This window comes from Archangium sp. (genome assembly GCF_045802675.1).
GTDB lineage: Bacteria > Myxococcota > Myxococcia > Myxococcales > Myxococcaceae > Archangium.
This window is the reverse complement of record NZ_JBJMQO010000026.1, coordinates 17,814-32,382: the sequence shown is the minus strand read 5'-3', so window position 1 is coordinate 32,382 and position 14,569 is coordinate 17,814. Positions and strand designations below refer to the sequence as shown.

The following is a 14,569-nucleotide window of genomic DNA, read 5'->3' as shown; positions in this document are numbered from 1 at the left end:
CTCACCACTCGTCCCGGCTGATGCCGCCCGAGGGGCGCTGGGACGGCGCCACCTTCAGCACGTCCGTGCCCGTGCGGCCGCGGATGCTCCGCACGTACATGTCCTCGATGAAGGCCGGCGGCGCGGAGAAGGTGCCCGCGAACTGCGCCCGCATCACGTAGCCCACCGTGCGCGGACTGTCGCTCCACCACGCCGGCTCCTCGAAGAAGAACGTGGCGCGCTCGGGGTTGAGCGAGCGGCGCTTGAGGGCCTCGGGTGCCAGCGGCAGCGCGTGCGGAGGGCCGCGGAACTCCTTGTCCTCCACGAGCGGCACGAAGCCCGCGGGTACCGCGTCCTCCACCACGTAGTACGCCGAGCGGTTGCGGTTGTCGCCGTGCGCGTCCACCGTCAGCTCCACGTACACGTTCTCGCCCTGGCTGACGCCGGTGCCCGGCTCGAGCCGCACCCGGCCGCCCTCGCGCAGCACGTAGTACGCGCGCTGGAGGCTCATGCCCTCGGCCACGGGCTTCACGTCCGCCAGCGGCGTGGCCGCCGAGGCGCGCAGCGTGGCCACGCCCTCGAAGCCGCCCACGTCCACCGAGCGCGTGCCCGGCTCGAGCGTCGCCACCAGTCCCATGCCCCGAGGAGTGAAGCGCACCTGTCCCTTCGCCCCCTTCACCGTGGGCGGCGCGAGCTTGCGGAATGCCTTCGCATCGCGCTCGATGAGCCACAGCGAGTGCAGCAGCGCGGTGCTGCGGTCGAAGGTGGACAGCTCCGGCTCCGAGAGCGCCTCGAGCAGGCGGCGGCGCGCCTTGTCCACGTCCAGCTTCCCGAAGGACGCCGCGTGGGCGAGGATCGCGGTGAGGCCCACCCGGCGCAGCGGGTAGCGCCACATGGCCTCGCTCGGCGCGGGCAGGTTGGCGAGCGTGACGAAGCCCTGGTTGCTCGCGGCCACCAGCTCGTCGATGCGGCCCTTGAGCTCGGGCTCCTTCATGACGCCGGCCTTCTCCGCGGCCAGCACCGCCATGGCGAGCGGGTACAGGTCTCCCGGCTGCGCGGCCTGCACCAGCGCGCGCACCCGGCCCGCCTGCCGCTCTCCGTCCAGCCGCGCCAGCACCCAGGCCCGCGTGGCATCCCACTCGAAGGGCAGCCCCTCCTGGGCCTCCAGCCAGCGCAGGCTCTCGGTGATGCGAGTGTCGTTGCGGTCCACGAGCCCCGCCTCCACCGCGTACGCCAGCCCGTCCAGGGCGATGAGCGTCATGGGGAGATCCGGCTCGTTGTAGCCGCTGAACCAGGCGAAGCCGCCGCCGCGCACGGAGGCGTCGAGGATGCGGGCCGTGCCCTGCACCGCGCGGCTGCGGGCCTCGGCGAGCAGCCCCTGGCTGTCCGTGTCGAGCGACTCCAGCGAGCCCGCCTTCTTCAGCGTCTGGTACAGCGCCACGTTGGGCACCGTGGTGGACACCAACTGCTCCACGCACCCGTACGGGTAGGTGAGCAGCTCGCGTACGTTGGTGAGCGCCGCGTCCACCAGCGAGGGCTGCAGCACCAGCTCCACCTCGGAGACCGTGGCGCTCGGAGCCGCGGGCAGGGACAGCTCACCGCCGCCCCACTGCGACACCTTCACCGGCTCGTCGAGCACCGCGGGCCGCACCGCCACCGCGCGCCTGTCGCGCAGCGGCTCTTTGCCACCCGCCACCTCCACCGCCAGCTCCGCCGTGCCCGAGCCCTTCGCCTTCAGGGTGATGGGCAGCACCTGCTCGCCGCCCTGGGCCAGCTCCACCTTCTGCTTGGACTCGGCGGACTCGAGCACTCCGGCCGCCGCGAGCCGCACGTCCAGCGACTGGCTGCCCTTGGAGGCCTCGCCCGCGGACAGACGCACCGACGCGAGCGCCTCGTCCCCCTGGCGGAGGAATTGCGGCAGCGCGGCGTACAGGTTGAGCCCACCGCGCGTGGCGAACTCGGAGGTGGACTCGCCGAAGCGGCCCGAGGTGTCCGCCGCCACGCCCGTCACCACCCACAGCGTCTGGTTGGAGGGCAGCTTGAAGCGCACCGTGGCCCGCCCGTCCCTGTCGGTGACGACGGTGGGGCTCCAGTACGCCGTGTCGCGGTCCAGGTCCCTGGCCTGCCGCGTGGGCGGCTTGATGGAGGCGAAGGCATGGTCCGGCAGCCCGGCCATCTTCCGCGCGAGCGCCTCGCCATAGCCGTAGCCCTGGAACTCGGCGGAGAAGAAGGTGGCCACGTTGTTGCGGCCCACCGGGTAGAAGAAGTCGAGCACCTTGGGGCGGAACTCGTTCTGGATGGCGTAGACGGCCTTGTCCACCACGCCCACCGAGACCTGCGCCACCACGCCCTGGCCCTCGTGGTCCGTCACGCGGAGATCGATGACCTGCTCGGTGAGGGGCGTGGCCTCGGCGCGGCGGGGCTGGAGCGACACGGAGAGGGTGCGCTCGGCGGGGATGATGCGGAAGCCCACCGTGCGCTCCTCCCAGCGGCCCTCGGCCGTCGGGTACGCCACGGACGCGTACACCGCGCTGCCGAAGCGCTTCTCCACCTCGAAGGCGTGCACCAGCGTGCGGCCCTTCAGCTCCACCAGCTGCGTGCCGTACACGCCCGCGCCCGTGAGCGTCACCCACACCGGGCCCTCGTCCGAGCCCTCCGGACCCCAGCCATTGGGCAGCAGCGCCACGAGCTGCGCCGAGTCTCCCGGCTCGAGCGTGCCCGAGAGCGAGGCCAGCGTCAGGTTGGGCACCTGCGCCACGGGCTCATCGGCGTCGCCGATGACGAGCACCTGCTCCTCCCCCTTCCAGGCCTCACCGCCCTTGTCCTTCACCGTGACGCGGGCCACCACCGCACCCACGTCCGAGGTCGGCACCTTCTCGCGGTACGAGCCATCCGCCGCCGTGGTGAAGGCCTTCTTGCCCAGGCTCTTCTCGGAGCCATCGGCCTTGCGCAACACGAACTCCACCTCGCCCGGCGTGGCGCCGTAGGGCTTGCCGCCGAGCGTGGTGGCGCGGATGCCCAGCGTTGCCTCGGAGCCCTTCTTCACCACGGGCGCCGAGTAGCGCGTGGCCCCCAGCACTTCCACCTTGGAGAGGAAGAAGGAGGCGCTCGCGTTGGCGAACGTCTGCTGGTCATCCCGAGCGCGCACGGTGAGCGAGTAGCGGTACGGCAGGCGCTCCTCGCCCGGCTTGAGCGGGGGCACGGGGATTTCGATCTCCGCGTTGCCCTCGGCGTCGAAGGTGGCGGCGCTCGCCCACGGATCCTCCTCGGCACCGCGCTGGGCCACCGTGGAGAACAGACGCTCGGGGACGCTGAGCTTGCCCTCGGTGGTGGAGGCCGTGCCGTACGTCACCGCGCTCCCCTGCCCGCCCATCCCCGAGTCATCCACCCAGGCCGGCGCATCCAGCAGCGTGCGGTAGAGGAACACCTCGTACTTCGCGCCCGGGGGCACTCCGCCCGCGTAGCGCCGCGCCTTCACCGTGGCCTTCACTGTCTCGCCCGGCACCACCGTCTCCTTCTCCGGCTGCAGCTCCACGTAGAAGGTGGGCTTCACGTAGTCCTGCACGCGCGCCTCGCCCTGGTGCGGCTGCGTGTCCAGCTCGGCCGTCACCCGCAGCACGCCCGTGCCCAGGTCCGCTGGCACCGCCACGCTGCCGTTGAAGGCGCCGAACTCGTCCACCTTCGCGCGCGTCTGCACCTCGCGGCCCTCGGCGGAGACGAGCTTCACCGTCACGTCGCGCTTGCGAGGCGTGAAGAGCCGCGCGAGGTAGCTGTCCGGCTGGCGCACCAGACCGCGGAACTTCACCTCGTCGCCCGGCTTGTAGATGGGGCGGTCGCTGTAGATGAACACGTCCGGTGCCACTGCCAGCGACGAGTAGAAGTCCGTGTCGACAATGGCGGTGTCTCCGCCCGAGGTGGCCGTGGCGATGAGGCGCGGCTCCTGGACGGCGAGCGTCACCTCGCCCTTGTCGTCCGTGGTACCCGCGGGCCCCTTGCCCGAGGACAGATACACCTGCACCTGGGCACCCGCGCGCGGCTTTTGATCCCTCCCCGCCACGCGCACCAGCACCTGCCCATCCGTCTGCTTGAGCTGCACGGTGAGGTCGGTGACGACGAGCACCACCTGCCCCTCCACGCGGCCCTGGACGAGCTGGAGGATGTACGTGCCCGCGGGCAGCGGCGGGAGCGTCACGCGGCGCTCCTCGTAGCCACTGCTGTAATACGTGGTGTCGAAGCCCGGGACGCTGAACTCGCGATCGGAGCCACCGAGGTCCAGGTTGAGCCACTGGCTGCGCACCACGGTGAAGCCCGCGGGCACGCCCACGAGCTTCTCGGGGCCCTCGGACACGCGGGCGAGCGGGCGGCCCGGCGGCGGAGGCGGACGCGCGGGGAGCCCCGGCGCCACGGCCTTGCGGAAGTCCTCGTTGAGGGCGAACAACAGGAAGCTACCCGGCGTGTGCGCGGCGTTGAGGCCACGGCTGAGCGCGTTGCCCGGATTCGCCATGGTGGGCGGAGCCTGATAGGCGCGCCGGATGTCCCCCTGCGCGCGGATGAAGGCGTCCACATCCGCGGGCTTCAGCACCCGCAGCTCGACGGGGCCCTTGCTCTCGAAGGCCACGTCCACGCCCACCGGCTCACTGCTGCCGTAGGCCCGGGGCACGGTGATGTACAGCGGCTTGGCGGCCGCCACGCCAGCGAGCACCACTGCGGCCAGGGCCGCGATGCGAGCGAAGCACCTCATGAGCCAAACCCTCCCGGAACCAGCTTGTTGCCATCCACCGTGCCGCGCAGGCCGATGTACGGCAGCGTCTCCAAGTCACGCCGCGCCGCCTCGATCTCCGGCGGGGCCACGCGCGGCTGCGGCTTCTTCGGATCCGCCTCCGTGAGCTGCGACAGATACCCATCCGCCATCAGCGTGCCGAGCACCCGCCCGAGGTGCACGCCGAAGGACACCGAGCCCGGCGCGCGCAGGCCCTGCACCACCGGGCCCGCGGCGTGGAGCAGGTTGGGCGCCTGGCCCTCGCACGCCTTGCTCAGCCGCGCGAGCACGTCCGGCGTCGAGGCCAGCACGTGGTGTCCGCACAGCGTGGCGGTCTCCATCCGGTTGGGCCCGGAGAAGAGCTGGCCGAGCGCCGCCGCGTCCTCGGGCCGGCCCCACAGCAGGGCCACCTCGGAGGGCAGGCTCACATCACCCCGGGGCGTCCACACCATCGCCACCTGGCGCGTGCGCACGGCCCCCGAGACGCGCTTGCCGGACCACCAGGCCTTGAGCGTGTTGGCGTCCAGCTGCTCGGGCAGCTTGAGTTGGAGCGTGAGCAGCACCGGCGTCTCCTCGGGGACGAGCTTCAGCAAGTCGTCCGAGAGCGGCGCGCTGTCCAGGCGGGGCTCGTCCGCCACGGGCCCGGAGATGCCGCGGCCCACCAGGCGGTTGCCCTCGACGGCGAACTGAAGGCGGATGCCATTGGCCACGCCCATCACGTGCGTGAGCAGCTGCGCCTCGCGGCCGAGCGGCTCGGGAGCGAAGCCCAGCTCCACGTCCACGCCCTGGGGCGCCTCGAGGTCCAGATGGGACTCGCACAGGCCCTGGAGCACCACCGCCGGGTGCCGGCCGAAGACGATGCGATCATCCGTGCGCGCGGCCCACAGCCCCTGCTCGGCCACGAGCCAGCGCTCCAGCTTGAAGCCCTCCGAGGGCACCTCGCCCTGCCCGCCCGGACAGGACTGGGCCACCATCTCGCTGCGGCGCACCACGCCGTTCATCGAGTCGAAGGCGGCCATGGCGGCGTTGCCGGGCTCGGGGACGATGATGGCGGGCGTGCCCGCGCGGTTGTCTCCGGAGAACCACACCATGCGGAACGGCGAGGCCAGCAACTGCCCGGCCATCACGTCGAAGATGGCGCCCTTGAAGTTGGCGCCCACGTCCTCGGCGCGCGTGTCGAGGAACGCGGCCCACCCGCCCACGAAGCCCTTGCCGAGCGGCTTCTGCAACTGGTCCTTCACCCACGGGTTGCCGGCGAGCGCCTCGCGCACCTTGCCCGGTGCATAGACGTCCGCCCAGAAGGCGGCGCGCACGGGCTCGGTGGGGACCTCCATCTGCTGCGGCTTGTCGGGAGCGGGAGGCAGGGCCTGGAGCACGGAGCTCGAGCCGGAGCCCGGCCCGCTGGAGGCGGTGGAGGGCCCCCCCGCGCCGGGGCCCGAGGGACCCGAGGAACGACGGCCGAGGAAGAAGGCGCCAGCGGCCACGACGACGAGCACCGCGACACCCGCGCCCAAGAGGACGGCCCGGGAAGGACCGCTCCGGGGAGGCGGTGCCGGCGGCGGAGGAGGCGCGCCGGGCGGAGACGAGGGAGGGTTCATCACATCCACTCCTTGAAGCGGAAGAAGCCGAGGAAGGCGGTGTTCTGGGGCACCGGGCGCCACTCGAGCGGGGCGTCGGTGACGAGCGACTGGAGGAGGCCGGTGCGCACCGCGGCCCCCTTGTCGCCCGGGTGGTAGACGACGCGCGTGGGGGCATGCGCCTTGTCCTCCGGGCGCACCACGAGCATCAGGTGGAAGACGGGGCCCGCGTCGCGCTCCTGGCGGAAGGCCACCAGGTCTCCGGTGCGCAGGGACTCGCGAGCGGCCTCGTCTCGGCCGAGCGGGACGAAGCTGTGCGTGAGCAGTGTCTCGGCATCGGCGAAGTCGGCGGGCTGGCCCCGGTCATCGCGCCACAGGGGCCTGGCGAGCCGCTCGGGCTGGAAGCGCCGGTACGCGCCGCGGAAGGCGAAGCGCACGAGCCCCCCGCAGTCGCGCTGGTCCGGGTTCCAGGTGGGGTCCATCCGGCGCACCTGGGCGAGCGCCGTCTGGGCGAGCTCACGCCGCAGCAACGTCTCGAGGGATTCGGCCGGAGCGGGCGAAGCCGCCTGGAGCGACAGGAGCAGGAGCAGGACGCGCATGGCGTGCCGGGAGCCTCAGTAGTCCGAGTCGACGCCGCTGGAGAGCGTCTTCACGGCGTCCTCCAGGTTGCGGGGCCACGCGGCGGACTTGGGGGTGGGGTCCTGCGAGGGCACGTACACCTCGGCCTTGCCGTCACCGAGCACGTTCACCCAGGCGAGCACGCGCGTGGTGCCGGGCGTGGCGAGCGGAATGCGCACCATGCGGCGCACCTCCTGGGGGGTGCCCTCGTAGAGGACGACGTTGAGGGTGGCCACGGTGTGGGCCTTGTCGCCGCTCGGCCAGTAGTTGGTGGCGATCAGGTAGACGCCCTTGGGGGGAGCGCGGTGGACGTAGAGGTAGGGCCCGTAGGCGGGGTCGTCGAAGTCACCGCCCTGCTCGTTGAGGAAGAAGGTGCCGCCGCTGGGGCTCTCGGTGTTGGCCCAGTAGACGTGGGCCATCTTCTTCACGTCGAGCGTCTGTCCCGAGCCCTCCTGCGCCGCGGTGACGCTCCCCTGGGTGGGCTCGTAGATGTGGAGGTCGGTGTAGACGCCCTCGGTGTCGCTGGTGAGGATCGTCTTGAGCGGCACGGGGGGAATCTGCGCGTAGCTGGTGGCCTGGACGCGCGCGGTGCCGGCCTGGTTGGTGGCGAGCACGGTGACGACGTTCTTGCCGCTGGCGGCGGGGAACTTGCGCTTGAAGCGGCCGCTGAAGGTGCGCATCAGGTAGCGGTCGCCGTTGATGGAGAGGACCACCGGATCGATGGTGGTGTCGCTGAGGGTGCCTTCCACGAGCAGCATCCGGTCCACGGTCCAGCCGCCGGAGGGAGCGGTGAGGCGCACGGTGGGCAGAGTCTTGCCCTTGCCGATGGGAACGCCCTGCTGGCGGGGATTGGCGATCGGGGCCTGGGTGAGCAGCACGGCCAGGAGAACGGGCAGCATCGCGAGCGGGTCCTGTCGAGGAAGGAACGGCGGACAGCCTGCGGCAGATGGGGCCTGTATTCAAGAGCGCCGGAGCCCCCCGGGCATCACCCATCGGGTAGACCCCTCCACCTGACGTGACGAGTTGAGCCCGTCTCGACAAGGAGTTGATCCAATCACTCCTGGCCAGACACTTTGGCAGACGTGCTCGGGAGATCGGCGTCTTGTCGGCTCGCGACAAGCAACATGCGTGGACAGGCGCGTGCGCGCTCCTCCCCGAAAAGGGGCTTCCCACGGCGATCATCGTGGACGCGGACACCATCGATGATGACCTGACAGATGAGCAACAAGGCACCTACGAATATCTCCTCGGGACCAGTGCACACCGCTCCATGTGGGTGCTCGTGCTGGCGAAACCCGAGGTCGAGGCGGTCTTCTTCTCCGACCGCGCGCTGCTGGAGCGGGCCACCGGGAAGAAGGTCTCGGAACTCGACGTGGCCCGGGCCGCGCTGTGTCCCCGAGCCGCCCTCCAGAAGCTCCTGCCGAAACCCCGCTCAGGACATGGCGCGAAGCAGCTGGTCAAGAAGCTGTCCGAGTCCGATCTCGAGTACGTCCTCTCCTCCGAGGCCTTCCGTCCGCTGGTCGAGTTCCTCCAGCGCCACCTCTCGCCGGACAAGCCGTCCCCCGGGCCGCCTCATCGCGGGGGCTCGCGGACTATCTCCCCGTGAGCGGAGGCGCATCGACGCGCTTGCGACGGCCGATGGCGCCTCTTAAACCCAGGCTCGCACCCCTGGAGTCCCACGGATGAACGTCCTCAACGATGTCGCCGTCTTCCTCATCGCGACGGTGATCGCGGTCCCCTTCTTCAAGCGGTTGGGACTCGGCTCCATTCTGGGCTATCTGGCTGCGGGCACCCTCATTGGCCCCTCGGTGCTGGGGCTCATCCACGATCCCGAGGACATCCTCCACTTCGCCGAGTTTGGCGTCGTGCTGTTCCTCTTCATCGTCGGCCTCGAGCTGCAACCGGCCCGGCTGTGGGCGCTGCGGCGCTCCGTCTTCGGGCTGGGCCTGGCGCAGGTGCTGCTGAGCGGCGCCCTGCTCGCGGCCGCGGGCGTGGTGCTCGGCCTGTCCCTCAAGGCCGCCATCATCGTCGGGCTCGGGCTGTCGCTGTCCTCGACGGCCATCGCCCTGCAACTGCTCGGCGAGCGCCAGCAACTCGCCGCCCGCCACGGCCGGGAGAGCTTCGCCATCCTCCTGTTCCAGGACCTCGCCGTCATCCCCCTGCTGGCGCTCATCCCCCTGCTGTCCGGCCGGTCCGCGGACACCGGAGAGAGCCACGGCTTCCTGCTGCCCCTGCTCAAGGTGGCGGCGGTGCTCGTCGCGGTGGTGCTGAGCGGGCGCTTCCTGGTGCGCCCCGTCTTCCGGCTCATCGCCTCCACGCAGATGCAGGAGCTCTTCACCGCCACCACGCTGCTGGTGGTGGTGGGCGTGGCGGTGCTGATGAACTACGCGGGCATCTCCATGGCGCTCGGCACGTTCCTGGCGGGCGTGCTGCTCGCGGACTCCGAGTACCGCCACGAGCTGGAGGCGGACATCGAGCCCTTCAAGGGCCTGCTGCTGGGGCTCTTCTTCATCGCGGTGGGCATGTCGATGAACCTGCGGCTCATCACCGAGCGGCCGCTGCTCGTCGCCGGGTGCGTGCTGGGCCTGATGGTGCTCAAGGCTGGAGTGCTCTTCTGGCTCGGGCGGCCCATGGGGCTGATGCTGCAGGGGCGGCGGGTCATGGCCCTGGCGCTCGCCCAGGGCGGCGAGTTCGCCTTCGTGCTGTTCGGCGTCGCCGCCACGGCCGGGGTGCTGGAGCGAAGCCTCTCCGAGCTGCTCGTGGTGGTGGTGTCCCTGTCCATGGCCGTCTCGCCCATCCTGCTCGCGGTGCACGACGGCGTGGTCAACCGGCTGCTCCAGCGCTCCGTCCCCGTGGAGTACGACCGGATGGAGGACGCGCACCAGCAGCCGGTGATCATCGCGGGCTTCGGCCGGTACGGGCAGATCATCGGGCGCGTGCTGAACATGCTGGACATCGGTTTCACCGCGCTGGAGGTGAGCCCCGAGCAGGTCGACTTCCTGCGCCGCTACGGCAACAAAATCTATTACGGCGACGCCTCGCGGTTGGATCTGCTGCGCGCGGCGGGAGCGGCCCGGGCGAAGCTCCTCGTGCTGGCGATCGACGACGTGGAGGCCTCGGTGCGGACGGCGGAGCTGGTGCGCCACAACTTCCCGGAGCTGCCCATCTACGCCCGGGCGCGCAACCGAGCCCACGCCTACCGGTTGATGGACGCGGGGGTGAAGGTGCTCAACCGCGAGACGCTGCTGTCGAGCCTCGACATGGCCGCGCGCGTCCTCCAGGAGCTCGGCTTCGACGAGGAGCGGGCCCGGAGCGTCGTGGAGCGGTTCCGCGTCTACGACGAGGAGCTGCTCGCCAGGCAGTACGCGGTGCACCTGGATGAAGAGCAGCTCCTGCAGACGGCGCAGCAGGCGCGCGAGGAGCTGCGCGGGCTCTTCGAGCAGGACAACCAGCCCCAGACCCAGGCACAGCTACAGGAAGAAGCTCCCCGGGGCGCGGACGGAGCCGGCGGAGCTGACGGAGCGGATGGGCCCTCCGCTCCGCCACGTCCCCCACCTCCGGGTTGAGACGCGCGCCCCTGTTATCCACGCAATACGTGCACCAGCAAGTTTCCTTCGCCGCCCATTCCCTTGTGGCCGCCCCGTAGCGGCCCCACATATTGCTGGCGATTGGAGGCAGTGGGACTAAAGAGCGCGGCGTGGATGACAACTTGGGATTCTACGAGCGGGCGGAGCTGTACGACATCGCGTTTTCCTTCCGGGACATCGGTGGCGAGGTCGATGTCCTGACCGGGTGGTACAGGAGCATGACGGGCCGTCCAGGGCCAGCGAGGGTGCTGGAGCTCGGAGCCGGGCCCGCGCAACACGCGCGTGAGTTCGTGCGGCGGGGCGCGGAGGGGTGGGCGCTGGACATGTCCGCCGCGATGGCCGACTACGCGCGCGCGCGGGCCGCCGCGGACGGTGTCCGGATCGAGGTGGTGATGGGGGACATGACGGCGTTCGAGCTGGCCCGCCGCTTCGATCTGATGCTGCTGATGATCAACTCCGTCGGGCACCTGATGACGGACGCACTCCTGGTCCGCCACCTGGAGTGCGTCGCCCGCGCCCTCACGCCAGGCGGCATCTACGTCATGGAGGTGGCCCACCCGGCGGATGACGCGAATCATCCGGAAGGCGAGCCCCCGCGCCAGTGGAGCGCCCAACGAGGGCAGACGACCGTCGATATCCGCTGGGGCAGGCTGGAAGATCCGCTCGATCGCGAGCACCGCATCCGGACCCACACCGTGGAACTGAACGCGAACATCGCTGGCCGTCCGGTGTCGTTCGTGGAGCAGGTGCGGCTCCGGGCGTGGAAGCGGCAGGCCATCGACGAGGCCATCCAGCGCGTCGGTGGATTCAGCACCGTTCGTGTCTACGGAGACTTCTCCCCGGACGTGCCACTCGAGCACTCGGCGGCCTGGCGGATGATCTACGTGATGCAGCGCGCGGACTCGCCCCGGCGGTGAACAGCAAGGGAGGCGCCCGCTCTGGCGCCCCTCCCCCGAACCCTCCGACAGGCGCTCCGGCCCCCACCCGGTGTGCCGTCCGGGAGCACGCCCCAATTTGAAACACTGGAGGCGCTCCCATGCTCCAGCAAGGCACCGCTGGCCGTCCCGAGGCGCTCGAGCGCACCGTGCTCGACGTCGTCGGCGCGCTCGTGGCCGAGCTGGGCGGGCCGCGCGCCGGGGAGGCGATCGGCCTCGATGACTCGCTGGACCATGACCTCGGGCTCGGCAGCCTGGAGCGGGTGGAGCTGTTGCTCCGGCTGGGGCAGCGCTTCGGGGTGGTGCTGCCCGATGCCGCCGTGGCCCGTGCGTCCACCCCGCGCGAGCTGGCCGGGGCCGTCGCCACGGCGGGACCCGTCCTCTCCGACGAGCGGGCCTCCACGCCTCGAGCGCCGCTGGCTCCCGGCGTGGCCGCGCCGGACTCGGCCCGACTGCTGACGGACGTGTTGCGCTGGCACGCGGAGCACCACCCGGAGCGCCCCCACCTCTTCCTGCGCCAGGAGGACGGCTCGGAGCGCCCCCTGCACTACGGCGAGCTGTGGGCCTCGGCCTCGGCCGTGGCCTCCGCCCTCTTCCACGAGGGCCTCCAGCACGGGGACACCGTGGGCCTCCTGCTGCGCACCGAGCCCGCCTTCTTCCCGAGCTTCCTCGGCGTGTTGCTCGCCGGAGGCATCCCCGTGCCCCTCTACCCGCCCGTCCGGATGGACCACCTGGAGGAGTACGTCGAGCGGCAGGTGGGCATCCTGCGCAACGCCGGGGCGCGCGTGCTCGTCACCTTCGACGAGGCGAGGCGGGTGGGCACGCTCCTGAAGGCCCGGGTGCCCTCCCTGCGGCGCACCCTCACTCCCGCCGAGCTGGACTGGAAGGACGCGGTGGCCCCACCCGTGCGCCTGGAGGACTCGGATGCGGGGCTCATCCAGTACACGTCGGGCAGCACCGGCGCGCCCAAGGGCGTGTTGCTCTCCCACGCGCACCTGCTCGCCAACATCCGCGCCATCGGTCAGGCGCTCCACGTCCACTCCGAGGATGCCGCGGTGAGCTGGCTGCCGCTCTACCACGACATGGGCCTCATCGGCTCCTGGTTGATGCCGCTCTACTACGGCATCCCGCTCGCGCTGCTCTCGCCCCTGGCCTTCCTCTCGCGGCCCTCGCGCTGGCTGCGCGCCGTGCACCACCACCGGGGCACCCTCTCCGCCGCGCCGAACTTCGCCTACGACTTGTGCGTCCGGAAGGTGGAGGACGCGGAGCTGGAGGGGCTCGACCTGGGCTCGTGGCGCGTGGCGCTCAACGGCTCCGAGGCGGTGAGCCCCGACACCGTCGAGCGCTTCACCCGGCGCTTCGCTCCGCACGGCTTCCGCCCGGGCACGCTGTTCCCCGCGTACGGCCTGGCCGAGGTCGGCGTGGCCCTCACCTTCCCTCCGGTGGGACGGCCGCCCCGCCTCGAGTCCATCGGCCGCGAGCACTTCACGCATCAGCGCGAGGCCCGGCCCGCTCGCGAGGGCGAGTCCGCGCTGCGCTTCGTGTCCTGCGGCCGCCCCCTGCCGGGCTACCAGGTGCGCACCGTCGGCGACGCGGGGCAGGCCCTCGGGGAGCGAGAGGAGGGACGCATCGAGTTCCGGGGGCCCTCGATGACCACGGGGTACTTCCACGCGCCCGAGGCCACGCGGGCCGTGATGCACGAGGGGTGGATGGACTCGGGGGACCTCGGCTACGTGGCCGAGGGGGAGCTGTACGTCACGGGGCGGAGCAAGGACCTCATCATCAAGGCGGGCCGCAACCTGTACCCCACCGAGCTCGAGGAGGTGGTGGGAGACCTCCCCGGCATCCGCAAGGGTTGCGTGGCCGCCTTCGGACTGCCCAGCGAGGAGCTGGGAACCGAGCGGCTCGTCGTGGTCGCGGAGACGCGCGAGCGCGAGCCCGGGGCACGTGAGCGGCTGCGCGCGGCGATCGTCGATCGGGTGACCGCGGTGCTCGGCCTGCCGCCGGACGTGGTGGAGCTGGTGCCTCCAGGTGCGGTGCGCAAAACCTCCAGCGGGAAGATCCGCCGGAGCGCGACCCGGGAGGCCTACGTGCGCGGAGTGCTCTCCCGAGGCCGGCGCGCGGTGCTCGTCCAGTACGCACGGCTGGCGGGTGCGCATCTCCGGGCGCGGGGAGGCCGGCTCGCCATCGCGGTGGGCTGTGCGCTCTACACCGTGTACTTCTCCGTGCTGCTCGTGCTCACGGTGCTGGCCCTGGGCCTGGGGCTGCTGTTCGTCCCATCGGGGCCCGCCACGGACCGCTGGGTGCGCCGGCTGTCGCGCCTGTCGCTGTGGGCCGCCGGGAGCCCGGTGCGCGTCGAGGGACTCGAGCACCTGCGCGGAAGCGGGCCGTGGGTGCTGGTATGCAACCACGTCAGCTACGTGGACTCGGTGGCGATCCTCGCGGCGCTGCCGGTGGACTTCCGAGCCGTGGCGAAGCAGGAGGTGCTCTCGTGGCCGCTGGTGGGCACGGCGGTGCGCCGGGCCGGGCACCTCACGGTGGACCGCTTCGACACGAGCCGGGGTGTCGCGGGAGCCGCGCACGTCACCGAGGCCCTCCGGCGAGGCACCTCGCTGCTCATCTTCCCAGAGGGCACGCGCTCGTGCGGGCCGGCCCTGCTCCCCTTCCGGCTGGGCGCCTTCAAGGCCGCGGTGGACACCGGGAGGCCCGTGGTGCCCCTCCACCTCGAGGGCTCGCGGCGCCTGCTGCGCCCCGGATGGCACCTGCAGCGTCCCGGCCGCATCACGCTCTTCGTCGGCGAGCCCATCGCTCCGGCGGGTAACGATTGGCCGGAGCTGGTGCGCCTGCGAGACCTCGCGAGGGCCGGCGTCTAAATCCCTTCAGGAAAGCAACGAGGTACGCCAGGCGCGCGAGCGGGCGATGAAGGACAAGACGCCGTCGCCCGGGGACTTCGATCTGTAACGCCCTTGATCCTCACCCGGGTGGACTGACTGGAGAGTCTTGATTCAGGACGCGCCATCCGTGTTCCGGGACCGGCGCCGTTTCCAGCAGGTCCGTTTCACTTCTACGCGCGTAGAAGTGAAACGAGGGGGGTCCATTCCGGTTCTACGCACG

At 71.4% G+C, this 14,569-nt stretch carries 8 protein-coding genes; 4 read left to right on the top strand and 4 right to left on the bottom strand.

The genetic code is table 11. From position 1 onward, the window contains the following. Position 1 precedes the first annotated feature (1 nt). From ACJ8AN_RS07050 to ACJ8AN_RS07035, 4 genes are read right to left on the bottom strand one after another with little or no spacing between them, the layout of a single operon-like run. The gene (locus ACJ8AN_RS07050) at positions 2 to 4,720 is read right to left on the bottom strand and encodes an MG2 domain-containing protein (protein ID WP_407754473.1); all 4,719 of its coding nucleotides are present in this window, start codon (positions 4,718 to 4,720) and stop codon (positions 2 to 4) included. Beyond that, on the bottom strand, positions 4,717 to 6,336 hold the full coding sequence (locus ACJ8AN_RS07045) for a hypothetical protein (RefSeq protein ID WP_407754472.1): 1,620 nt from the start codon (positions 6,334 to 6,336) through the stop codon (positions 4,717 to 4,719). The genes ACJ8AN_RS07050 and ACJ8AN_RS07045 overlap by 4 nt, the downstream gene beginning before the upstream one ends. Then, the gene (locus ACJ8AN_RS07040; RefSeq protein ID WP_407754471.1) at positions 6,336 to 6,914 is read right to left on the bottom strand and encodes a DUF1175 family protein; all 579 of its coding nucleotides are present in this window, start codon (positions 6,912 to 6,914) and stop codon (positions 6,336 to 6,338) included. Before ACJ8AN_RS07040 ends, ACJ8AN_RS07045 begins: the two co-directional genes overlap by 1 nt. Before the next feature lie 15 nt (positions 6,915 to 6,929). Continuing rightward, entirely contained in the window at positions 6,930 to 7,832 is a 903-nt protein-coding gene (locus ACJ8AN_RS07035) for a DUF2135 domain-containing protein (protein ID WP_407754470.1), read from the bottom strand. A gap of 203 nt (positions 7,833 to 8,035) precedes the next feature. Between ACJ8AN_RS07035 and ACJ8AN_RS07030 the strand changes: the two genes are divergently transcribed. The 4 genes from ACJ8AN_RS07030 (at position 8,036) to ACJ8AN_RS07015 (ending at position 14,328) form a co-directional block, all read left to right on the top strand. Then, a complete protein-coding gene (locus ACJ8AN_RS07030) occupies positions 8,036 to 8,539 on the top strand; it encodes a hypothetical protein (protein WP_407754469.1) in 504 nt (167 codons plus the stop codon). 76 nt (positions 8,540 to 8,615) lie between these two features. Continuing rightward, a complete protein-coding gene (locus ACJ8AN_RS07025) occupies positions 8,616 to 10,499 on the top strand; it encodes a monovalent cation:proton antiporter-2 (CPA2) family protein (protein ID WP_407754468.1) in 1,884 nt (627 codons plus the stop codon). A gap of 131 nt (positions 10,500 to 10,630) precedes the next feature. Further along, positions 10,631 to 11,437 (top strand): class I SAM-dependent methyltransferase, encoded by an 807-nt coding sequence (locus tag ACJ8AN_RS07020; protein WP_407754467.1) that lies wholly within the window; start codon positions 10,631 to 10,633, stop codon positions 11,435 to 11,437. A gap of 119 nt (positions 11,438 to 11,556) precedes the next feature. Further along, positions 11,557 to 14,328, top strand: coding sequence for an AMP-binding protein (locus tag ACJ8AN_RS07015; protein ID WP_407754466.1), 2,772 nt, complete (start codon positions 11,557 to 11,559; stop codon positions 14,326 to 14,328). The last annotated feature ends 241 nt before the right edge of the window (positions 14,329 to 14,569 follow it).